The organism is Rhodoglobus sp. (assembly GCF_053580035.1).
Genome location: NZ_JBMDVL010000001.1, coordinates 43881 through 62831, shown reverse-complemented (window position 1 = coordinate 62831; position 18951 = coordinate 43881). Strand labels below are relative to the sequence as shown.

General features: G+C 60.5%; 23 protein-coding genes. 10 read left to right on the top strand and 13 right to left on the bottom strand.

From position 1 onward, the window contains the following. Positions 1-14: 14 nt before the first annotated feature. Together ACOH1Z_RS00295 and ACOH1Z_RS00290 are read right to left on the bottom strand one after the other, a co-directional pair. Positions 15-1193, bottom strand: coding sequence for an FUSC family protein (locus ACOH1Z_RS00295; protein ID WP_449646513.1), 1179 nt, complete (start codon positions 1191-1193; stop codon positions 15-17). Then, positions 1190-1870, bottom strand: coding sequence for a response regulator transcription factor (locus tag ACOH1Z_RS00290; protein ID WP_449646512.1), 681 nt, complete (start codon positions 1868-1870; stop codon positions 1190-1192). Before ACOH1Z_RS00290 ends, ACOH1Z_RS00295 begins: the two co-directional genes overlap by 4 nt. A gap of 164 nt (positions 1871-2034) precedes the next feature. Here ACOH1Z_RS00290 and ACOH1Z_RS00285 point away from each other — a divergent pair, with 164 nt between their 5' ends. The 3 genes from ACOH1Z_RS00285 (at position 2035) to ACOH1Z_RS00275 (ending at position 2757) form a co-directional block, all read left to right on the top strand. Continuing rightward, positions 2035-2208, top strand: a complete 174-nt coding sequence (locus ACOH1Z_RS00285) for a CsbD family protein (protein WP_449646511.1) — start codon at positions 2035-2037, stop codon at positions 2206-2208. A gap of 59 nt (positions 2209-2267) precedes the next feature. Continuing rightward, positions 2268-2429 carry a hypothetical protein gene (locus ACOH1Z_RS00280; protein WP_449646510.1) on the top strand — a complete coding sequence of 54 codons (162 nt, stop codon included), beginning with the start codon at positions 2268-2270 and terminating at the stop codon, positions 2427-2429. 139 nt (positions 2430-2568) lie between these two features. Beyond that, entirely contained in the window at positions 2569-2757 is a 189-nt protein-coding gene (locus ACOH1Z_RS00275; RefSeq protein ID WP_449646509.1) for a hypothetical protein, read from the top strand. A 12-nt stretch (positions 2758-2769) separates the two neighbouring features. Here ACOH1Z_RS00275 and ACOH1Z_RS00270 read toward each other — a convergent pair whose 3' ends face one another. The 3 genes from ACOH1Z_RS00270 to ACOH1Z_RS00260 all read right to left on the bottom strand — a co-directional run bounded on the left by ACOH1Z_RS00270 (position 2770) and on the right by ACOH1Z_RS00260 (position 4815). Continuing rightward, positions 2770-3471 (bottom strand): polyamine aminopropyltransferase, encoded by a 702-nt coding sequence (locus ACOH1Z_RS00270; protein WP_449646508.1) that lies wholly within the window; start codon positions 3469-3471, stop codon positions 2770-2772. A gap of 91 nt (positions 3472-3562) precedes the next feature. Further along, complete coding sequence (locus ACOH1Z_RS00265; RefSeq protein ID WP_449646507.1) at positions 3563-4549, bottom strand: FHA domain-containing protein; 987 nt, start codon at positions 4547-4549, stop codon at positions 3563-3565. Between the two features lie 2 nt (positions 4550-4551). After that, the gene (locus ACOH1Z_RS00260; protein WP_449646506.1) at positions 4552-4815 is read right to left on the bottom strand and encodes a hypothetical protein; all 264 of its coding nucleotides are present in this window, start codon (positions 4813-4815) and stop codon (positions 4552-4554) included. Positions 4816-5027: 212 nt separating this feature from the next. Here ACOH1Z_RS00260 and ACOH1Z_RS00255 point away from each other — a divergent pair, with 212 nt between their 5' ends. After that, a complete protein-coding gene (locus ACOH1Z_RS00255; protein ID WP_449646505.1) occupies positions 5028-5426 on the top strand; it encodes a hypothetical protein in 399 nt (132 codons plus the stop codon). A gap of 47 nt (positions 5427-5473) precedes the next feature. Here the strand turns inward: ACOH1Z_RS00255 and ACOH1Z_RS00250 are convergent, their stop codons facing one another. Next, positions 5474-6040 carry a DUF4395 domain-containing protein gene (locus ACOH1Z_RS00250; protein ID WP_449646504.1) on the bottom strand — a complete coding sequence of 189 codons (567 nt, stop codon included), beginning with the start codon at positions 6038-6040 and terminating at the stop codon, positions 5474-5476. Positions 6041-6108: 68 nt separating this feature from the next. Further along, positions 6109-6564 carry a TlpA family protein disulfide reductase gene (locus tag ACOH1Z_RS00245; protein ID WP_449646503.1) on the bottom strand — a complete coding sequence of 152 codons (456 nt, stop codon included), beginning with the start codon at positions 6562-6564 and terminating at the stop codon, positions 6109-6111. Between the two features lie 201 nt (positions 6565-6765). Here ACOH1Z_RS00245 and ACOH1Z_RS00240 point away from each other — a divergent pair, with 201 nt between their 5' ends. From ACOH1Z_RS00240 to ACOH1Z_RS00230, 3 genes are all read left to right on the top strand, one after another. Further along, positions 6766-9678 carry an aminotransferase gene (locus tag ACOH1Z_RS00240; RefSeq protein WP_449646502.1) on the top strand — a complete coding sequence of 971 codons (2913 nt, stop codon included), beginning with the start codon at positions 6766-6768 and terminating at the stop codon, positions 9676-9678. Between the two features lie 64 nt (positions 9679-9742). Next, positions 9743-9958 carry a hypothetical protein gene (locus ACOH1Z_RS00235; protein ID WP_449646501.1) on the top strand — a complete coding sequence of 72 codons (216 nt, stop codon included), beginning with the start codon at positions 9743-9745 and terminating at the stop codon, positions 9956-9958. Positions 9959-9985: 27 nt separating this feature from the next. Next, the gene (locus tag ACOH1Z_RS00230; protein WP_449646500.1) at positions 9986-10840 is read left to right on the top strand and encodes a carbohydrate kinase family protein; all 855 of its coding nucleotides are present in this window, start codon (positions 9986-9988) and stop codon (positions 10838-10840) included. On the opposite strand, the gene ACOH1Z_RS00225 is transcribed toward ACOH1Z_RS00230, so the two are convergent. The 4 genes from ACOH1Z_RS00225 to ACOH1Z_RS00210 form a co-directional block, all read right to left on the bottom strand. Then, positions 10833-12101 carry an MFS transporter gene (locus ACOH1Z_RS00225; protein ID WP_449646499.1) on the bottom strand — a complete coding sequence of 423 codons (1269 nt, stop codon included), beginning with the start codon at positions 12099-12101 and terminating at the stop codon, positions 10833-10835. The two genes, ACOH1Z_RS00230 and ACOH1Z_RS00225, sit on opposite strands and share 8 nt — an antisense overlap. Next, the gene (locus ACOH1Z_RS00220; RefSeq protein WP_449646498.1) at positions 12101-12637 is read right to left on the bottom strand and encodes an ArsR/SmtB family transcription factor; all 537 of its coding nucleotides are present in this window, start codon (positions 12635-12637) and stop codon (positions 12101-12103) included. The genes ACOH1Z_RS00225 and ACOH1Z_RS00220 overlap by 1 nt, the downstream gene beginning before the upstream one ends. Before the next feature lie 443 nt (positions 12638-13080). Further along, positions 13081-13380 carry a hypothetical protein gene (locus tag ACOH1Z_RS00215; protein WP_449646497.1) on the bottom strand — a complete coding sequence of 100 codons (300 nt, stop codon included), beginning with the start codon at positions 13378-13380 and terminating at the stop codon, positions 13081-13083. A gap of 592 nt (positions 13381-13972) precedes the next feature. Next, entirely contained in the window at positions 13973-15418 is a 1446-nt protein-coding gene (locus ACOH1Z_RS00210; RefSeq protein WP_449646496.1) for a threonine/serine exporter family protein, read from the bottom strand. A gap of 202 nt (positions 15419-15620) precedes the next feature. Here ACOH1Z_RS00210 and ACOH1Z_RS00205 point away from each other — a divergent pair, with 202 nt between their 5' ends. Further along, complete coding sequence (locus ACOH1Z_RS00205) at positions 15621-16577, top strand: DUF368 domain-containing protein (protein WP_449646495.1); 957 nt, start codon at positions 15621-15623, stop codon at positions 16575-16577. Positions 16578-16622: 45 nt separating this feature from the next. Here ACOH1Z_RS00205 and ACOH1Z_RS00200 read toward each other — a convergent pair whose 3' ends face one another. Beyond that, the gene (locus ACOH1Z_RS00200) at positions 16623-17225 is read right to left on the bottom strand and encodes an HNH endonuclease signature motif containing protein (RefSeq protein WP_449646494.1); all 603 of its coding nucleotides are present in this window, start codon (positions 17223-17225) and stop codon (positions 16623-16625) included. A 227-nt stretch (positions 17226-17452) separates the two neighbouring features. On the opposite strand from ACOH1Z_RS00200, the gene ACOH1Z_RS00195 reads away from it, so the two are divergent. Next, on the top strand, positions 17453-17635 hold the full coding sequence (locus tag ACOH1Z_RS00195) for a hypothetical protein (RefSeq protein ID WP_449646493.1): 183 nt from the start codon (positions 17453-17455) through the stop codon (positions 17633-17635). Between the two features lie 22 nt (positions 17636-17657). On the opposite strand, the gene ACOH1Z_RS00190 is transcribed toward ACOH1Z_RS00195, so the two are convergent. Continuing rightward, positions 17658-17960, bottom strand: a complete 303-nt coding sequence (locus ACOH1Z_RS00190) for a response regulator transcription factor (RefSeq protein WP_449646492.1) — start codon at positions 17958-17960, stop codon at positions 17658-17660. 448 nt (positions 17961-18408) lie between these two features. Here ACOH1Z_RS00190 and ACOH1Z_RS00185 point away from each other — a divergent pair, with 448 nt between their 5' ends. Continuing rightward, positions 18409-18948, top strand: a complete 540-nt coding sequence (locus tag ACOH1Z_RS00185; RefSeq protein WP_449646491.1) for a GNAT family N-acetyltransferase — start codon at positions 18409-18411, stop codon at positions 18946-18948. The last annotated feature ends 3 nt before the right edge of the window (positions 18949-18951 follow it).

The window sequence follows — 18951 nt, the reverse complement described above, 5'->3', positions numbered from 1 at the left end:
GTCGCAAGTGCACACTAGTCAGGCTCAATAGTCGTTTGTTGCTGCTCGGCCTGCTCCGCGCGCTCGGCTTGTTCTACTCGCGCGCCCAAAGCGGCGAGGATACGCGCAATATCCATCGCGATTGCTGCTGATGCCCCCATCGTCGTGGCGGTCGCTGTGTCTTTTCTGGCATCCAGTTCCGCGGTCAATGCCGCAAGGGCATCAGTGGCAGCCGCATGGGAGGCCGCGCGTTTCTCAGGTGTTCCCCAATCGCTCAGAACCGTCGATACTGCGGCTAGCGCTGAACTCAGCACTGGACGCAGTTCGGGGCGAAGCTCGATTTTGATAGGGGTGCCCCACACTGCCCCAGTGAGCACATCGGTGATGTCGCGAACGTGAAAAGTCACGTTCTCTAGAGCAGCAAGGTCCTCGTAGTCTGCACGTAAATCGCGTCGATACCGCCGGGCCCGTGGGTTAGCTTTGCGGCTTTCGTCGGCGAGCAGTACTGCTTCACGAACCTCGCGTGAGACGTTCACGAGCATGTCTTTTGCGGATGCCCATCCGTCACGTTCTGGGGGCCAGCTTTCGGCTAGGGCGTCGGAAATCTCGGAAAGATGGGTGGATAGAACTCGCCGAAAATTGGAGAGTTGTTGGTCTACGGCGTTCTGGCTGAGCGCCGGGAAAATAAGAACGTTCACGAGAAGTCCAACAACAATGCCGAGGCTGACCTGCTCGAGGTATCCAATCGAATAGTCGTCAGCATCAGGCCCACCGATGATGAGAACGAACAGCACGGTGACGGGAATGTATTCACGGTTGGCGCCGAACCAGCCAGTGGCGGCGATGAGGGCGCCGGCACCGACGGCGAGTGACATGGTGAGAACACTCGGTGAGCTGAAAATGATTACCGCGCCAGCGAGCACTATGGCGACGGCGAGGCTTCCGAGGGTTTGCATGGCGTTCTTCATTGAGCCCATGAGCGTGGGGTACATGCTCACGATTGCACCCAACGGTGCGTAGTAGGGGTAGTTGTCTGCCACCCCGGGAAGGTAGGGCGCGATGGTCCACGCGATGCCGACAGCGAGGGCGGTTTTTGCTGCCTGCAAGATGCGCGATCGGGTGATTTCGGATCTCATCCGCCATGCCGTCTTCTTCACCGGCTCGAGCGTGTTTCCGGCCAGTTCTTGCCGCTTCCCACGCGTGGGCCACCTCATGGGCGAGCCGCTATCTCAATACCGCCGGGTGCAGGTTCCGGATGCTCGATTCTGATTCGATCGGGGCGAAAGCCGTGCTCAATCCCCCACAGCACTGCGTTCGTTCTGCTGTTGACACCGATGCTTCGGTAGCAGCTTCGGATGTAGGTCTTGATTGAGTTAATTGAGAGGTGGGTTCGTTCCGCGATCTCTACGTTCGAGAGGCCCTGGGTGATGAGGGCCAATACTTCTGCTTCGCGCTCGGTGAGGCCTTCTTCGCGTCCCGGCCAGTCACCTCCGATGACGATCGGGGTGCCGGTCTCGCCCAGATGAACGCGCTCGCCCCCGTTGCGAATTGCTTCGAGCGCGGCAACGAGGAGGGCCGCTGGCAGGCCTTTCGAAATGTATCCCCCCGCGCCATGGGTAATCGCAGTGTTCACGAGCGCCGGATCAAGGTTCCACGAATAGACGACTACCGCGGCGACGTTGGGGTTGGATGCCAGCTGCCGCACCGCTGCACGGTCGCCTTGGGTGGATGCGAAAGTGTCGTAAAGGGCAATATCTACGTGTTCGCTGACTTGCTTGTTGAGGTCGAGTTCGACGACGCGAATCCGATTCTGGTAGGAGCGCAACATGCCGACAACTCCGCGTGCAACGACCTCGTAGTCGTTGACTAGGGCAACTCGAACTTCGTTCATGCGTCAACGATAGGGCGTGCTTTTCGGAACTTAGCGATTCTTCACCCTTTAGGGTGAAGCCGCCCCGGTATCCCCCAGAATACTCTCAGCTTTTGGGTGTTTATTTATGCCCCAATAATCGCGGACGGTGTCCGCTTATCCCCCAGAAGAGTAGGAGCTCAATCATGAGTGCATCAGACAAGATCGAAAACTCAGCTGAAGACCTCAAGGGCAAAACCAAAGAGGCTGCCGGTAAAGCTACCGACAATGAGGAGCTTGTTGCTGAGGGAAAGACTGATCAGGCTAAGGCAGATCTGAAGAAGGCTGGCGAGAACATCAAAGACGCGGTTACGGACTAACGTTCCGCGTCATCCCTAGCAATACCCACCCGCATTTCCTTTCGAAAGGTTCGATTCCCATGAACACGCTTCTTATTATCGTGGCGGTTGTTGCCGTCATCCTGCTCCTGACCGGTGGGCTAGTTCAGTCGCTGAACTTCCTCCTCTGGGTTGGCGTTGTGTTGGCCGTTCTCGCCATCATCGTTTTCCTCGCTCGCAAGCTCACTGGCGGTCGGGTTTAACACTCGCCGCTCGGTGAACTAGCACAAGCAGTTCATCCCGACCTCCCCCAGTGTCGCTTGAACTGATCGAGGGGTGCAGGGCCAGTACGGCCCTGCACCCCTCCCCTTTTTTCACCACGATGAACCACGAGGCCCCGCAATGCGCAGAAGATTAACCGCTCAAGCGGATGGTGGCCAATGTGAGCCCTCTCCCGTTGCTGAAGCCCAGGTCGGTGCCGATACGGATGAGACGGTGGCACCATTCCCGCCGCTACCGGCAACCGCGCATGCGGCACGAGCGTCGAATGACAAGCCCATCGTTGAATGGTCAGACGAACGAAGCTTCTAGGGCGAGGCGGAGCTACGCTCCCCGAGTCGCGACGTACACCGTATTGGATGACACCCCACCGGTGAGCGCATTGTCGAAGTCGACGGCGTGGGCGAGCGGGTTCGCAAAGACTTGGCCAAGGCGATCCATGAATTCGGCGTCGGACGGGTCATCCGACCAGAGTGCGAAAACTCCGCCGATGGTGAGATGAGCGCGCACGCGCCGCAAACCCTCAACGGTATAGAGGTCGGCGTGACTGGGGTCTAGTTGGTGGCGGGGCGAGTGGTCGACATCCAGAAGGATCACGTCATACGGCTCGGTCGGTTCTGCACGCATTACTGCGAAGAAGTCCGCGTGGGTGAGGGTGGTGCGTCTATCGCCGGTAAGTTCTGCGGAGACCGGGAGGAGGCCCCGATTGTGCCAATCAATTACAGCGGGCAAGGCGTCGATGACCTCAAGTGAGGCTACGCGCGAATCGGCGAGAGCAGCAACAGCGGTGTACCCGAGCCCAAGGCCCCCATTCACTACACGCAGCTTGTCGCCGCTAGCTGAAGCCAACCCGAGGTCCGAGAGCGCAATCTCGGCAACAGTGAACAAGCTCGACATGAGGTACTCCTCGCCAAGTTTCACCTCATACACGTCTACGTCGAGTGTTGGTTCGCGTCGACGCCGCAGGGTGAGCTCGCCCATCGGGGTCTCTTGAAAGTCGAGCTCTTCAAAGCGGGAGATAGCCATGACTTGAGCCTACGTGTGTGAAGCGCCGGAACGGCCCGGTATAGATAAGGTCGCTCAGCCGCATATGTGGAGCGAAGCGTTCGAAGTCTTGCTAGCGCGTCTCCGGAACTTCGGGTCCCTCCGGCAGCACCACTGGTTCCGACTCTGCGCGATGGCGCCCAGGTTGCGGTTTCTGATGACCCATCTCGCCGCCGATTCGACCGCCAAAGGGGCGACCGTGGTCGGCATACTCTTCGCGGAAGAATCCAATGCGCCACTCGCCCATTTCCATGAGCGCGCCGGTGCGCAGAGTGCGGGAGCCTGCTTCTTGACCGGTGAGTGGTCGAGAGCCGCCGCCGACGGCTCCGAACGAGTGAAGCACGTACTCGTCCTCGTTGTCGTGGCGAATTTCGGCGTGGATGGGATCGAGACCGGGCAGCTGCAGGTCTGCCGACGTTGATGACCCGATCGTGGTGACATCCGACCGCAATTCGAACTCCCGAGGCATCTGGCCGTTCCAATTTTCGGAGCCGACGACAAAGAACAACCTCGGCCGTCCGGCTCCGGGCGCATAGTGCGTCGTCGTAACCCTGCGGCGAATGGTGCGGTCGAAGGTAGGAACGAGCGGAAACAGTGTTCCGGGCGGAAACTGCATCCGCGAGTCGCCCGCAGAGGCGGCATCCCGTCGGCGCAGCATTGGCGCGAGCGCCGCTCGGCTGCCCAATGCAATGTGCGGCGACCCTGTCAACACTCGCTGAGCCACCGAGGGCTTGATCGCGCCAATGCGGGCGATCAAGCCGAGCGGCCCAGACAGTGAGACGGTGAGCCCTCGCTCAGCGAACGCCTTTGCCACAATGCGCGCCTCTTTGAGCTTCACGGATCGTGCTTGCAGAAACAGCTCCGGGTTACTCGAGAACACGTCGATGTCGGTGCCGTGCGCTCTGACCGTTCCCGTCATCGTCTCTGTCTCAAGCCGTGATGCTCCGGTCTCGCCATTGCCCGAAGTCGCGGCATCCGTGTCATCGAGAATTGGTTCGATGAGTGAGAACGCCAGATCGATGTCGAGCCTCGTGGCGGCACTCGTCGTTGAGGTACTCATCGTTACGGGGCGAGCGGTTCGGAGCCGGATCCTTCACTGGTGGTCACCCTGAGGGTGCCGTTGAGTTTCCACGTCGCGCGAGGCGCATCCTGACCAACATCGCGGGGAACTTCGACAGTCATATCAATGAAGCTGTAGTCGATGACGGCGCTTCGACCGGTGAGATACGACCACATTTCCTTTCCAAGATCGGTCCAGTCTTGGATGTTGTGGGCGTCTGGGCCTGAGCCGTTTTCGGCGGCTGAGGGGCTGTTGATATCAGACATGGTTTCGTCCTTTTCGCTCGCGTTGAGGAATCGGGCAACCATCGTGATCGTTAGCCGCCCACTGTGATGCCACAGTAATCGAGCGCCAACGGAGTAGGAAGAGTTGCCGTCGAGGTCACGGCATTCTCACTGGGAAGGGCATCGTGCACAGACGATGCCGCCAACACCCGATGTCGCTGTACTTTGCCAGTTGCCGACCGCAGAATGTTGACATGACTCGGTTTGCGATCGACGCCCCCACTGCGATTCGCCTCGCTCGCGAGCAGGTCACAATCAGCGAGGAGCATCAACTTGTCGGGCCGAATGTCTTGCGCTCCCACGCGCTCTCGATTCTTTACAGGGAGGTGCGCGCAGGAACGGCGAACCGGGCTGAAGCTCTCGAAACATTGCGCTACATAACAACAATGCGCATCCGTCTCCTAGGCGATCGTGTCTCACGCGCGACGGCGTGGAAGATTGCCGAGAGCCTCGATTGGGCTGACACGAACGACGCCGAGTACATCGCCGTCGCACAACTTCAGGCTGATGCCTTTGTCACTGTGGATGCCGACTTCCGTCGGCGCATCAACGGCGTTGTCACGGTGGCGTCGTGGGAGTCGCTCCTCAGTTAGTGGGCGTGCTTCCCGCTGACGCAGTGCGACACGATCGAACCAACAAGTTAGGCGACGGTGCGAGTCCGCCCCACTATTCCGGCACGCACGAGCAGTACATAGAGCTGGCATCCGAGGCAGTAGTCGAAGACTGAATTGAGGAACGCGGCGATGAATGCCAGACCCGCGAAGATCACGAGAGCGTAGGGCACGGCTGCGAGGTGCAGCACGACGCCGATGACGGTGATGACGAAGCCGACACCCTGCGAGAACGTGGGTGGGCGCGGGTCTTCGAGGTGGCTTGGTGCACTCAGGCGCGGACGAATCACCGCTTTGAAGAAGAGTCCGTAGGGGTGATGTTGGATGCCGGCGAAGGCTCCCCACGCAAAGAGCGCAGCGATGAGGCTGAAGAGAATGAAGGCGGGCTGGCTGGCGCGCTCGGCGATCGTGGCCGGGAGCGCTGCTGCGGCATCCAGTCCGAGGCCGATCACTGTGAGCAGCAGCACGGCGGTGATACCTGCGCCGAAGCGAGGGCCGCGCGGGTCAATTCCGCGTTGCCCCGGCTTCGCGGCAAGTGCTGCCTTGGAGCCTGCAAGCGAAGTGGTGCCGGTGGAGCGGGTGTCATTCGTAGTCATTGGTGTCGCTATCTATGCTGTCCCGGGCGGGAGCGTGGTCTCGGAGGGGCGGGTGCGGTGACTGGCTGTTAGACCAACACGGGGCTGAGCATCCGGTCGAGTTCGGCACGGAGGTCGTTGATCTTGGGGGCACCACCGATGCGGGCCTGCAGCACACCGTTGCCATCGAGGATGAACGTGGTTGGTGACTGCAACAGGTTGAACTGGTTAGCGATCTCGGGGCGTGATGTGACATCCAATTCGACATGAACCACTGAACCGGTTCCGTCATCGAGTTCGTCAGCGAGGCCGCTGAGAAGAGTTCGGGTGACCTTGCACGGTGTGCAGACTTCGGTAGAGAACTGCAGAAGGGTGACACGGTTTCCGAACGGGGCGGTGCCGGGAATCGTGATGCGATTCTCGCCGGCGGCTGCTGCTGCAACGGGGGTTGTTGTTCGTTGGATACGGCCGGTTCTGGCACGCCAGACTAGGCCCAGCGCGGTGGCGAGTGCCACGAGGCCAAGAAGCACAGTCAGGGTTTCCACGGCGTCCACCTTTCAAGAGTATGGGGGCTTCTGTTGCGTCATCGTTGTGTGACGAGAAGTTACTCAGGACAAGTCGAATGCGACTTCAGATATTCCGAGAAGGTTAGCGCTGCCAAACAGGGCTGTGGCCTAGATTGGATGCGCGGCTGCCGCACGGGTATCCGCGACACTTGCGTGTGGAGACTCACGAGCGGAATTACTGTGAAAGATACGTCGACCTCGAGCGAGTTCTCCCTTGTGCAAGACCCACCTCCGGAGATTTCTGAGCAGGATGCCGCGGCTTTCGCCGACACCGTCTTTGGCATCGCTGCCACTGCCCGTTCGCTCGGCAGCCATCAGGACCGCAATTTCCTTCTGGAGGGCGCGGAAGAACGCACTCTCCTCAAGATTTCTAACCCCGCAAGTTCCCGGGCTGAGCTCGAGGCACAATCTCTCGCCGCCGCCCATCTTGCCGCACGCGAGCCGAGCATCCGGGTGCCCCTCACTCGCACCGGGCGTGATGGTGCACGCGTTCAGGAGCTCTCGGTCGACGGCCGGATATTACACGCCCGCGTTCTCGACTTCATTAGCGGCACTCCCCTCTCTGGCGGGCGCTACCTTTCCCCGCACGCTGTGCGCGCGATCGGAGCACTCGCGGCTCGTGTTGCCGTCGCGTTCGCGGACTTCGATGCCCCCGGCGTCGAGCGCTCGAACCAGTGGGATCTTCGTCGCGCTTCGACGGTGCTCGACGCCCTCCTCCCCTATGTTGACGACGATGCGCTCCGTGCGCGCCTTCGCGAGACGAGCGATGCCGCTTGGGCGACGGTGTCCACTTTGGCCGCTGAGCTTCCGGTTCAGACAATCCACGGTGACCTCACCGACGACAATGTCGTCTCAAACGACACGCTCACGGGCATTCCCGACGGGATCATCGACTTCGGCGATGTCAACCGGAGTTGGGCTGTCGGCGAGATTGCGATCACGGTCTCCTCGCTTTTGCACCACGACGGGGCAACGCTGCCATCTGTGCTGCGCGCGGTCTCCGCGTACCACTCGATCCGCCCGCTCTCGTTTGCCGAAACAGAAGTGCTCTGGCCGCTTGTGGTGATCCGCGGCACCATCCTCGTCGCCAGCGGGCATCATGTGCAGGCGACCGATCCCGACAATGAGTATGCGAGCGAGAATTTGTTGCACGAGGTGCGCATCTTCGAGCAGGCTACCTCGGTTCCGCTAACCGTCGCGAACGAACTAGTTCGCAGTGCGCTCGGACATGATGGCCGCCAAGCGAGCCTGCCAGCGAACAGAATGCTAATTCCCGCGCTCAATCCGAGCGCAATCGAAGTGCTGGATTTCTCGGCAACGAGCGCGGCACTCAACAATGGGCGCTGGCTCAACGACGACGCCGAAGCGGAGATCGCCGCCGAGGCCATCACCGCTGGTGCTTCCGGCGCGCTTACACGCTTTGCCGAGCCCCGGCTCACACGAGCGCGTATCCCGGTCGATCCAGAGCCCGTGAACACTCCGCTCGGCATCGAGCTCACACTGTCCGAGCCGCAGGAGCTGGCCGCGCCGTGGCCGGGCACTGTCACGCACAGCGCCGACGGCGTCGAGTTCCGAGGCGACGGCATCCTCCTCACTCTTGAGGGTGTCAAAGCGCTTGTTCCCACTGGCACCGAGGTGGATGCTGGCGCGCCAATCGGCCACGTCCAGAATCGACTCCGCGTGCGGGCATCCCTCGGCGATGTCGCGGTGCCCTGGCTTGTCAGCCCGGACCTGGCTACCGCCTGGCGCTCTCTCGCGTGCGATCCAACACCCCTCGTGTTTGGCGAGACGCTTCCCAGCGCCGACCGAGATTCGGCCGCCCTGATCGCTCGCCGGCGCGACACTTTCGCTGATGCGCAAGAGTTCTATTATGACGAGCCTCCGATGATGGTGCGCGGCTGGAAGGAGTATCTCGTTGACGCTGATTCCCGCGTCTACGTTGATGTTCTTAACAACGTCACTTCGATCGGACATGCACACCCACGCCTCGTCGTCGCCGTCACTCGGCAGTGGAGCCTGCTCAACACCAACTCCCGTTTCAACTATCCGGAAGTCGTGGAGTTTTCCGAGCGTTTGAGCGCGCTGCTCCCCGATCCCCTCAATTCCGTCTTCCTTGTGAATAGTGGCTCGGAGGCGGTTGACCTCGCGCTGCGCATTGCCCGGGCGTGGAAAGCACGCAGCGATGTACTCGCCGTTCGTGAGGCCTACCACGGCTGGACTTACCTTTCGGATGCCGTATCCACATCGATCGCGGACAACCCTGGCGCCCTCAGCACGCGGCCAGACTGGGTGCACACTGTCGATGCGCCGAACAGTTACCGCGGCAAGTATCGCGGCACGGAGTCCAGCCGCTATGCGGACGAGGCTGTTGCCGAGATCGAACGTCTGGCCGCCGCCGGAACCCCTGTTGGCGCCTTCATCGCAGAAACTTTCTATGGCAATGCGGGTGGAATCGCCCTGCCTGACGGCTACCTCGACGCTGTCTACGGCGCAGTGCGCAAACATGGCGGCCTTGCCATCGCCGACGAAGTGCAGGTCGGCTATGGCCGCCTCGGCAAGTGGTTCTGGGGTTTCGAGCAGCAGGATGTTGTGCCGGATATCGTTGCGGTCGCCAAGGCTATGGGCAACGGGCATCCGCTCGGCGCAGTCATCACGACGCCAGAGATTGCCGCCCACTACCGCTCGCAGGGCTACTTTTTCTCGTCAGCAGGCGGCAGCCCGGTGTCGAGCGTTGTCGGCCTCACGGTGCTCGATGTGATCCGAGATGAGAAGTTGCAGGAGAACGCCGTCGCGACCGGCGGTTACCTCAAGAAACGCCTCGCCTCGCTAGGCGAGCGCCACCCGCTGGTCGGAACCGTGCACGGCAGCGGCTTCTATCTCGGTCTTGAATTTGTGCGAGACAGGGCAACGCTAGAACCAGCCACCGAGGAAACCGAAGCTATTTGTGAGCGCCTGCGTGAAGTGGGCGTCATCGTTCAGCCCACGTCGGACCACCAGTGCGTGCTGAAGATCAAACCGCCGATGTGTCTCACGCGCGCAAGTGCCGACGCCTTCGTCGATGCCCTTGACCGCGTACTGACGAACGGGTGGTGATGTTGACAGGGTAGGTCGCTATTCTTTAGCCCACACGATGACGTGCAACGGAAAAGAGGAGCTCATGCCTTACTTCACCGTCAACAAGAATGCCCAGCCGAACACCGGCGACCACGAGGTTCATGACTTGGCGTCGACACGGGGCTGTCTGCCCAGCGTCGAGAATCGCACCGATCTCGGCGAATTCGCCTCGTGCAGCGAAGCTGTGAATGCCGCAAAGAATCAGTACTCGAAGGTTAACGGTTGTTTCTGGTGTGCCATCGCCTGCCACACGACCTGACTCCGCTTGCGCCGGTAATGTTTGAGCATGCCGAACCACATTCTCATTTCTGGCCCAGTGTCGTGGAACAGCATCGTTTATCTCGATCATCTGCCCGAACCCCGCCCTCACATGCAGTTCGCTCTGGAAGATTTTGAGACGGTTGGCGGCACCTCCGCCGGTAAGGCCCTGCACCTTGCCGGGCTTGGCCGAGAGGTCACCTGCCACACAGTGATGGGCAACGATGCGGCTTCTACCCGCCTGCGCTCGGTTCTTGAATCGTCCGGCATTGAGCTGCACTGCGTCGCCGTTCCCGGCGCTAGTGAACGCCATCTGAATCTGATGACGAGGTCCGGCGAGCGGGTGTCGCTCTACCTGTCGGCTCCCGCGTTTGCCGAGCCAGATGTTGTGCAGTTTCGCACCCTGGCCGAAGGCGCGGAGGCACTTGTCATGGACCTATCGGAGCCCTCTCGAGCACTTCTTTCGGAGGCGGCGGCATCGAGCATCCCGATCTGGACCGATCTCCACGATCACGACGGCCAGTCTGATTTTCATGAGCCGTTCGTTCAGGCGGCGTCGTACCTATTCATGAACGCCGATGGGATGCCGGACCCGCTGCCATTCATGCGCGCTCGGGTAGACGCGGGCGCCATTGTGGTGGTGTGCACGCTAGGTGCCGAAGGAGCTATGGCGCTCGACGCTGATGGAATCCATAAGGTGGATGCGGTGCCTGCCGAGATCCGCGACACTAACGGTGCCGGTGATGCATTTTTTGCTGGCTTTCTGCACGCGACACTGTCGGGTGCCGGCACCGATGGGGCACTCGCCGCGGCCGCCTCGCAGGCGGTAGTTGCTCTCGAGTCGAAGCACCTTCATCCCTGCGTTGAGGGTGCGCTCAACTAGCCGTAACCTTCCGCGCCGAAGCCTGCCCACGTGGCCATGATTCGCCAAACGCCGTCCACAGCATCGGTATTAGCACAGCAGAAGCGACCAACAAGACACCGCCGAACACCATGAACACAGTCCGAGCATCGGTAGCCGACGCCAACAGCCCCGCGAGCCCAGCGCCCACAGGAAGCGCAGTTCGCGCCAATACGAGGTAGGTGCTGCTGACACGACCAAGCAAGCGCGGTTCGACAGCGGTCTGCCGAATGGTGATAGTCATCACGTTCCACAGCGTGACGGCTGCACCGTTGAACGCGAGCAGCAGGGAGGCGAGCCAGAGGTCTCGTGTCCACGTGAGGGCGATGATCGACACTCCGCTCAGGAGAACGGAAACTACCGCAGCCGCTGGCGCACCCAGTCTCTGGATGACCCGAATCGCGATCCACGCACCGACAAAAGATCCGACCGCTGCCAGGGCCAGCATGATGCCGAAACCGATCTCTCCTGATTGCAGATCGCGCAGCGCGTAGATCGCGGCAACTCCCCAAAACCCTCCGGAAACTCCAGCCCACACCGCCAACAGCAACGACATTATGCCGAGTAATCGCGAGTGAGTCACCACCCGGATTCCCTCGACCAAATCTCCGAGGAAGTTCTGGATTTGCCCTCCCGCACGGTCCGGCGCAGGAGTTTCGGGCGCACCCTCCACTTCGCCCAGCGAGACCATCGCAAGTGCCGCGGCGACGAGCAGCAGCACATTAGCAAGAATCGGCAACGGCTGAGCCACCGCAAACAGAATCCCGCCGAGCGCACGCCCCACAAACATCTCACCAACGATTTGCCCCGACTGCAGGTCAGAGTTCGCCCGCCCCAAATTGTTCGCAGCTACCAGACGCGGAAGGATCGCGTGCGATGCCGGATCCGATACCGCCTCCCCCGCGCCATAAAGGAACGCAACCACACACAGCATCGCGATGTCGAGCACCCCGAGCGCGATCGCGACCGCCACGAACGCCAACACGACCGCACGCACTAACTGTGACAGCGCGATAAGTCGTCGCTTCCTGACCCGGTCAACGAAGACTCCGGAAAATTGCCCGAAGAGCAGCGCCGGCACGTATGTGAACACGGTCACCAGCGCGATCAGCGCGGGGTTTTCCGTTGCCTGAGTCGCCAGTAAGGGCAGTGCGACCAGACGGATGCCGTCGCCCATATTCGTCGCAGTGACGGCACCCCAGAAAACCCAGAATGGTCGCCCGAGCTTCTGCCCGCCGGACACTATTCGCTTCTCGTTGGGCTGCCTACCGAATACGTGAATGCTCCGAGCGAGACCATGTCTCCGCCGTCGGTATCGAGCTGACGAATGAATGCCAACGCGCTCTCCAGCAGCACGACCGCAGCTTCCTTGCCTGCAGCATCCAATCGCACCTGCGACACAAACAGTCGCTGGGATTCACTCGCTTCCATCTGCGAAGCCAGCGCGCGGAGCACTGCGGGCCGCGCACCCGCCTCGGTGCTCTCAGGGTCGCCTGCGATCGATGGAGCCGCGAGCCCCCAGAGCTGCTGTCGCCCGCCGCGAACACTGCGCTCACCAACCTGGCACACGATGTGGGCTCGCTCCAGTACGCGCAAGTGGTAACTGATACTGCCCTTGCGAAGCCCCAACTCGGTCGCGAGCTCGACCATGGTCCACTCGCGATCCCTCAGCAGTCGAAGCATATCGAGCCGTACCGCATTGGAGAGGGCTCGGAGGTCGCCGGTGGCCGCTGAATCTTCGACCGGAGCAAGGGCCGTACTCTCAATCGAGTTCGTCATCTCATTAGTGTCAACGACTGTCGACACTAATGTCAAGCACAGAAAGTATTGAGCCTCCTCCCGCAAGCATCAAGCATTTCAAGCGCTTCCTGGAGACCAAAGCCCTAATAGCACGAAGGGGCCGAAAAGAGAATCGCCGTCTGTAGAGCAATAGTCGTAGCCTCTCGATGCGTCCGCCTGAGCTAGTGGCATAAGCACTCATCGCCCCTGGAGGGCAGCCGCCGCAACACGATACCCACTGGTTTAGGCAAATCGGCAGCCGGCGGAGATCCAGACGGCCCGAAGTATAAGTTCCGTGTCACTTGTCAACTTCGTGGAGCCGCAAGCGTGACCGAAATAGGACAACGTTTTATCCGACTTATGGCTTCTTTTCGCCACTCAGGAGTAAAGCCGAACAGGTCGTGGCGGTTCTACCCTCGCCGATTGAGAGCTTAAACCACTCCTCACTCGCTGCCCTGTCCTATTGCGCGAAGGACGTCAGCTATCCAGACAAGGTCATAGTCGATCGGCTCATGTTCGCCGGAAACGATCGCCTCAAGTGATCTAATTGAGTCGGAGAGCTGTCCAATCGTAAACTCTGCCGGTGACTGGGTGACATCGTACATAGCGTCAACAGGTATCGACCAAAAATACTCGTGCGGAATAGCGAGCACCGGCCCCCGTCTCTCCACTACTCTGGCAAGTGCCATCCGCAAAGCGGACTCAAGCGCCGAAACGTCTACTTTCTGGTTCCGCTCGTTCATCTTCCCCCCAAAATATCTGTGATGCCCTTCTGGAACGCCGAGATTTCTTTTTCGAGATGTGCGATTCGGCCCGCAATGATGCTCTCTCTTACAACATTTGAACTCGCCGCAGCAAGAATTCCGAGGTTGTCAGATGCATCCGGATTTGCACGGTATTGGTTCAGCTTAATGACATGCTCGGTGAGGCGCTTCTCTAGCGAAGCGATCGCCTTCAAACTGGCTGCGTTTAGGCTCGCGAGGAACAAATCTCTCTAGGTGTGAAGTTGTGCTCGCAATTCACGCCTTGCCCAAATAGCCGCGCCGACGCATACGTGACGGAGGTCACAAGAGCGATACGAGTGGGGTTTTCAGCGACCTGAGCCGCCAGCGAGGGCAGTGCCCCAAACGTATGTCGTCACCCAAATAGGTCGCGAAGGCAGCGCTCCAGACTACCTAGGACGGCCAGCCAAGCTCCTTCCAGATACACACAATTCGTATCTCATCGGGCTATCCAACGAATACATGAAGGGCCAGCGAGCCGACTTCTCCGCATCGATCTCGAGCTGACGAATGGATGCCAGCTTGCTCTCGAGCTGCACGAGAGCGTGCAGCGCTACCGCGGCGTCCGCGACCGCTTCAACGCCAGCATGGCCGAGCGGTCGAACCCGAAGGTGCGTCGGGCAACGAATCCGCCGATGGTTGTTCCCGCAGCGAGCCCTAGGCCAGTGGCTAGTGCCATGACCATTGACGGCAGCCCTTCGGTCACCCCGAATTCGGAATCCATGAGCGAATAGATGCCTCGATACAGGGCAAGCCCGGGCAACATGGCGATGATGCCGACCATGTTGGTGGCGCCTTCTGGCACTTTCAGCCAGCGGTAAAGAAGGTAGCTGATGACGCCGGCCGCGGTCCCGGCAATCGCAGGAGCCAGTCCTGGCGACGAGGCCAGCGGCAGCACGAAGTAGTAGACGGCAAATACGAGGCTCGCGCCGATGGCCATAATCGGCAGCAACCGCATCCGCACATAGGAGGCGAGGGCGAAGCCTACAGCGATGATGGCCGAGCCGATCATCCCGGAGACTACGCTGCGGTTGTCCCCAAGAGAGTCGCCCACCGCCACCGGAATGCCGAGGCGCAGAGAGAGACTCAGCACGATGGAGATACCGACCGCGAGGCCAAGGGTCATCATGATGACCTCCATTCCGCGGGCAGTTGCGGTGACGTAGTAGCCGCCGATCGCGTCGCTGGCTGCGGCGGTGAGTCCGACGCCGGAAAGGAGCATGATGATGCCGGCGATGACAATGACTGTCGGGCTGTTCGATCCGGGGATCTCGATCCCCACCGAACGCAGCCAGAACATGAACACCGCGATGACGGTGGTTACCGCTGCGGCAGCCATCTGAGCAAAGAATGCGGGAACTGAGAAGCGTTCCAGACGACGAGTCATGACATCCGATATTGCTGCGGATGCTGCCGCCACGAGCACGAGAACGAAGCTCACGTCGAACATCACGACGACACCTGCCGCGAGTATCGCTTTACCAGCGGTCACCATCCAGCGGCGGTACGGGTGGGGTGTCGTCAGGATCGCGCTCAGTTTTTCGCGCGTCTCATCCACGTCTCCTGGACCGTCCGGTCCGGTGATTTCGTCGATCAGCCAGTACACGTTCTGCAGCCGCGTGTAGTCAATGGTGCGCACTTTCACGATGCGCATGATCGACATGGGATCTTCATTCATCCCGCGGTGTATCGAGACGGTGAGCGAGGTGAAGGTGATGTCGACGTGCATCCCAGTAACGCCATAGGCGGTGCTGATGCGCAGCACGGTAGCAACAACGTCGGCGGCGGAAGCTCCAGTCGCGAGCATCGCTTCGCCAGCACGCAAACACAGGTCGATGACCGAGCGCGCGTGACGCTGAGATAGCTGCTGCTCACTGCCGGGGATAGACAGGAGCTGAGTGGGCGCACTGTTTGTGCGCAGGGCTCCCCCGGCCATAGTGATGAGGGATCGACTGATCCGTTGCTGGAATGCGCGTAGTCGATTGTTGCCCGTAGTCACCCCTCTAGGCTACGGGCACGAGCGTGGGAATGTGTCCGCGACGGGGCCGATAGCCACCGCCACCTCAACTAAATCGACTACTCTGCACGATGGTGAAAAAATCCACCGCTCCGGATGCCACACCCTGTGTTTCAGCTCAGGGCGGGCTCCCACCACAACTACGGCCAGCACCACTAGCCGCTGAGAAGAAAACGAGTAGGCGATGACCCGAGTTCACCCCGTCATACGCACAGTCGGCGACGCGTTCCGCGGCATGCTGATCGGCTTCGCTGAGATCGTTCCCGGAGTCAGTGGCGGAACCATCGGTCTCCTCGTCGGCGTCTACGACACCCTCATCGATGGCGCCGGGAATCTCGCCCGTGGTGTGGCGCTCACGGTCGCAGACGGAATCCGTGGTCGTGGGCTTTCCCGCGCTGCCGCCCACTTTCGTTCAGTGCGTTGGAATGTCGTGTTGCCCATCGGCGTCGGGATGCTCGCAGCCATCGTTATCGGCGCGGCGCTGCTCGCTCCCCTGCTCGAGCAATATCCGACCGGCACCCGCGCAGTCTCTGCCGGGCTCATCGCCGCGTCGCTCATCGTGCCTGCTCGGATGGTCGGCGGACGTTGGACGTTGCCCGAGGTTCTGATCGGCCTCCTGGCCGCCGGCGTCGCTGTTGCGCTCACCAGCTTGCCGCGCGCCGGGGATGCGGATCCCACCCTCATCATCGTGTCGCTCGCGGCGGCCCTCGCAGTGTGTGCCCTCGTTCTTCCCGGAGTTTCGGGCTCATACCTGCTGCTGATCCTCGGCATGTATGCGCCCACTCTCGCTGCCGTGAATGACCGTAACTTTGGCTACCTCGGCGCGTTTGTGATCGGTGCCATCGTCGGTCTTGGCCTCTTCGTGTCAGGGCTGCAGTGGCTCCTGAAGAACCGCCGCCGCGTCACTCTCGTCATCATGACAGGCCTCATGCTCGGCTCGCTCCGCGCCCTCTGGCCGTGGCAAACCGAGACCGGCGAAGTACTCGCGCCCGAATCTGACTTCGGATTCGTGCTGTTGCTCTTTGCGATCGGTGCCGCGGTCGTGCTCGGCATCATCGCTGCAGAAGTTGCCCTGACGAAGCGGCGGATGCTCTCGCCCGAGATCGTCGCCGATCCTGAGCCTGATGCGCGCGACGCTTAGTAAGCAGAGACCTCCGCGGCGATCCTCGGACCTACGAATTTCATTTCAAAGCATTGGAAACACGGCTGGCAACCCAGCGTCTGTTCGCGAATCTGCAATCTTTATTCGGATTAGTCCAGCAGTAAGCTCAGCGTGTCTCATTGCCGTGAGTATCTTCGCGTGGTTTTCCCAATGCTCCTCCCAAAGGTCCTCGCCCGCGAGCGATGCAAAGTCGATGAAGGTCGGATCGCCTGATGATTCATAGTCCATTAGGCGACTCGCCCTTTCCTCAAGCCCCGGCACACGACGCGTCGCAGGTGAGAGACGAGCCGGACTAAACATCCACGAGTGCCAAGGCTTGTTGCCCTTGCTCTGGTTGCACTTGCCGCATGCAGGCACGAGGTTTTGAATCTCTGAAATATAGCCGGTGGGTTTCTTATCGACAACGAGCGGTCTCAGGTGGTCCCATTCGCTCGCGGGGTCTCCGCAATAGGCGCACGTGACCGAGTCCTCCATATCGAGAACTTTCAGGGCCCCATCGATCTGAGAAGAGTTCGGCGGGACAACTGGAATGATGCCGTTGACGAAGGAGTTAGTGATGCTCGAGGAACGACTTGTAATCCGCACCGCCCGTGGCATCGCGAACCGAAACTCTACAAATTTAGCCATACGGCCGAGCATAGGTTGCGGTGGATGAGTCACCGGATATTCGGGGCTCACGTGAGTTGGAAGCATGCGCATAAAGCGCTAAGTCGCCAGCGCTCGCACCATTACTAGTAAGCGACCTGAAACTGGAGGCACTGCTTACGCGCGCTGTTGCCGAGCGAAATAGCCTCGCCCATCAATTTTTCGGAAAATGGTCTGAAATCTGGGACGGTCCGGAGACCGACATCCACATGATTCAGGATGTGGACCGAACCCGCGAACTATTCGAGGAGGCTATCGGCAAGCTCGTCTCCGTTATAGGCACACGCCTCGACACGATCGGCGAGAATCCAGATGAGTACATTCCCGGTTTAAAAGTGCGCATTGCGAACGTCCACAGCGCGTCCACGGAGCAACTCGACACGACCTCATAGGACGCGCCGGAATCGCCCAACGTCAGCGCCCCGCCTCGCGTGAAGTCTCCGAACCACGCCATGTCAACTCGCGCAACTGAAGCACCGCCGCAGCGCGACCAGTAACCTGCAGCAGGCGAAATACCCCTTCGAGGTGCTTTTTCACAGTCGACTCTGAGATGCCTAGTTCGCGCGCGAGCTCGTTGTTCGAACCTCCCGTGTGCGCGAGGGCGAATAGCACATCGGCTTGGCGACGGGTGAGGCCAGCGTCCAGGAGCGCATCCGTATCCGCTGAGACATCCTGCTCCCGGCGCAAGAGCAGCACCGCCCACGAGTAGCGATCCATCTCCGCATCCACGAGGCGGGGGCGCTCGGCGCTGACCTGTGGCGCATCGCGAGATGGCCACTCAGTGCGTTCATGACGGCAACGTCGCGATCGCTGAACTCCCCCATCCGCTCGCTGCGGTTCAAGGCGTAGCCCACCACGACATCCGGCGACGAAGGCAGCTGCACCACGAGCTGAAAACGCACATTGAATAGACCATAGAAATGGCGGTAGAGGTCGGTAGAGGTGCTTGTCGCGTTGGAGCTTGAAACCGCATCCGACCCGTAGCTCATCTGCGAGCTTAAGAGCACCTTCTGGTCTGAGCCCTTGCGGAGGTTGCACCCGCCATGACTCCGCTTAACTCTTCCGGATCTTCCACTTTTCCAGGATGCACGCGCCCGCGACTCCAGCATGATCCGCTATCGCGATATTGCTTTGCGCCCAATGACTTCACAGCCATACTTTCTCTATGGACCGAAGCGAGGCATCTCCACCACCGATCGTCTTCGAGACCGAGCGACTCCTCTTGCGGCCGTGGCAGGTCACCGACGCAGAGTTCCATCGCCAGCTGTGGGAGGAACGCGATCCACGCGTCCCGGCGCATCGTCGGATTACGCGGGATGGTCGTCCTACCGTTGCAGAGTTGGCGAACTGGGCCCGCAGCTACGAACTAAAGCCAGCGCCCGGCCTTCTCGTTGTGCAGCAGAAGGGTGTGTCAGCAGCGATCGGATATTGCGGGCTCATCCCCAATAGCGTCAGCCGTCCGGAAGAACCAGAACTGGCATTCGAATTCCTTCGAGCATTCTGGAATCAAGGATTTGCCACCGAGGCGTCACGAGAGATCATCGAACGAGCACGGCGCATAGGGTACCGGCACCTCACATCCACTGTTCGAGATTGGAACACCGCGTCACTCCGAGTGCTGGACAAGCTGGGCTTCGTAAACAAAGGCGAGAAGGAGAACGACGATCAGCATGGCGATTCGCTCCTGCTGAGAATGGCTCTCTGAGCG

Excerpts from the sequence above, each read along its gene's own strand:
- ACOH1Z_RS00220 (WP_449646498.1), bottom strand. The coding sequence starts at position 12,637 with ATGACGAACTCGATTGAGAGTACGGCCCTTGCTCCGGTCGAAGATTCA.
- ACOH1Z_RS00250 (WP_449646504.1), bottom strand. The coding sequence starts at position 6,040 with ATGACTACGAATGACACCCGCTCCACCGGCACCACTTCGCTTGCAGGC.
- ACOH1Z_RS00265 (WP_449646507.1), bottom strand. The coding sequence starts at position 4,549 with ATGAGTACCTCAACGACGAGTGCCGCCACGAGGCTCGACATCGATCTG.
- ACOH1Z_RS00270 (WP_449646508.1), bottom strand. The coding sequence starts at position 3,471 with ATGGCTATCTCCCGCTTTGAAGAGCTCGACTTTCAAGAGACCCCGATG.
- ACOH1Z_RS00260 (WP_449646506.1), bottom strand. The coding sequence starts at position 4,815 with ATGTCTGATATCAACAGCCCCTCAGCCGCCGAAAACGGCTCAGGCCCA.
- ACOH1Z_RS00230 (WP_449646500.1), top strand. The coding sequence starts at position 9,986 with ATGCCGAACCACATTCTCATTTCTGGCCCAGTGTCGTGGAACAGCATC.
- ACOH1Z_RS00290 (WP_449646512.1), bottom strand. The coding sequence starts at position 1,870 with ATGAACGAAGTTCGAGTTGCCCTAGTCAACGACTACGAGGTCGTTGCA.
- ACOH1Z_RS00255 (WP_449646505.1), top strand. The coding sequence starts at position 5,028 with ATGACTCGGTTTGCGATCGACGCCCCCACTGCGATTCGCCTCGCTCGC.
- ACOH1Z_RS00200 (WP_449646494.1), bottom strand. The coding sequence starts at position 17,225 with ATGGCTAAATTTGTAGAGTTTCGGTTCGCGATGCCACGGGCGGTGCGG.
- ACOH1Z_RS00285 (WP_449646511.1), top strand. The coding sequence starts at position 2,035 with ATGAGTGCATCAGACAAGATCGAAAACTCAGCTGAAGACCTCAAGGGC.
- ACOH1Z_RS00190 (WP_449646492.1), bottom strand. The coding sequence starts at position 17,960 with ATGGATCGCTACTCGTGGGCGGTGCTGCTCTTGCGCCGGGAGCAGGAT.
- ACOH1Z_RS00185 (WP_449646491.1), top strand. The coding sequence starts at position 18,409 with ATGGACCGAAGCGAGGCATCTCCACCACCGATCGTCTTCGAGACCGAG.
- ACOH1Z_RS00195 (WP_449646493.1), top strand. The coding sequence starts at position 17,453 with ATGATTCAGGATGTGGACCGAACCCGCGAACTATTCGAGGAGGCTATC.
- ACOH1Z_RS00215 (WP_449646497.1), bottom strand. The coding sequence starts at position 13,380 with ATGAACGAGCGGAACCAGAAAGTAGACGTTTCGGCGCTTGAGTCCGCT.
- ACOH1Z_RS00280 (WP_449646510.1), top strand. The coding sequence starts at position 2,268 with ATGAACACGCTTCTTATTATCGTGGCGGTTGTTGCCGTCATCCTGCTC.
- ACOH1Z_RS00235 (WP_449646501.1), top strand. The coding sequence starts at position 9,743 with ATGCCTTACTTCACCGTCAACAAGAATGCCCAGCCGAACACCGGCGAC.
- ACOH1Z_RS00295 (WP_449646513.1), bottom strand. The coding sequence starts at position 1,193 with ATGAGGTGGCCCACGCGTGGGAAGCGGCAAGAACTGGCCGGAAACACG.
- ACOH1Z_RS00275 (WP_449646509.1), top strand. The coding sequence starts at position 2,569 with ATGCGCAGAAGATTAACCGCTCAAGCGGATGGTGGCCAATGTGAGCCC.
- ACOH1Z_RS00205 (WP_449646495.1), top strand. The coding sequence starts at position 15,621 with ATGACCCGAGTTCACCCCGTCATACGCACAGTCGGCGACGCGTTCCGC.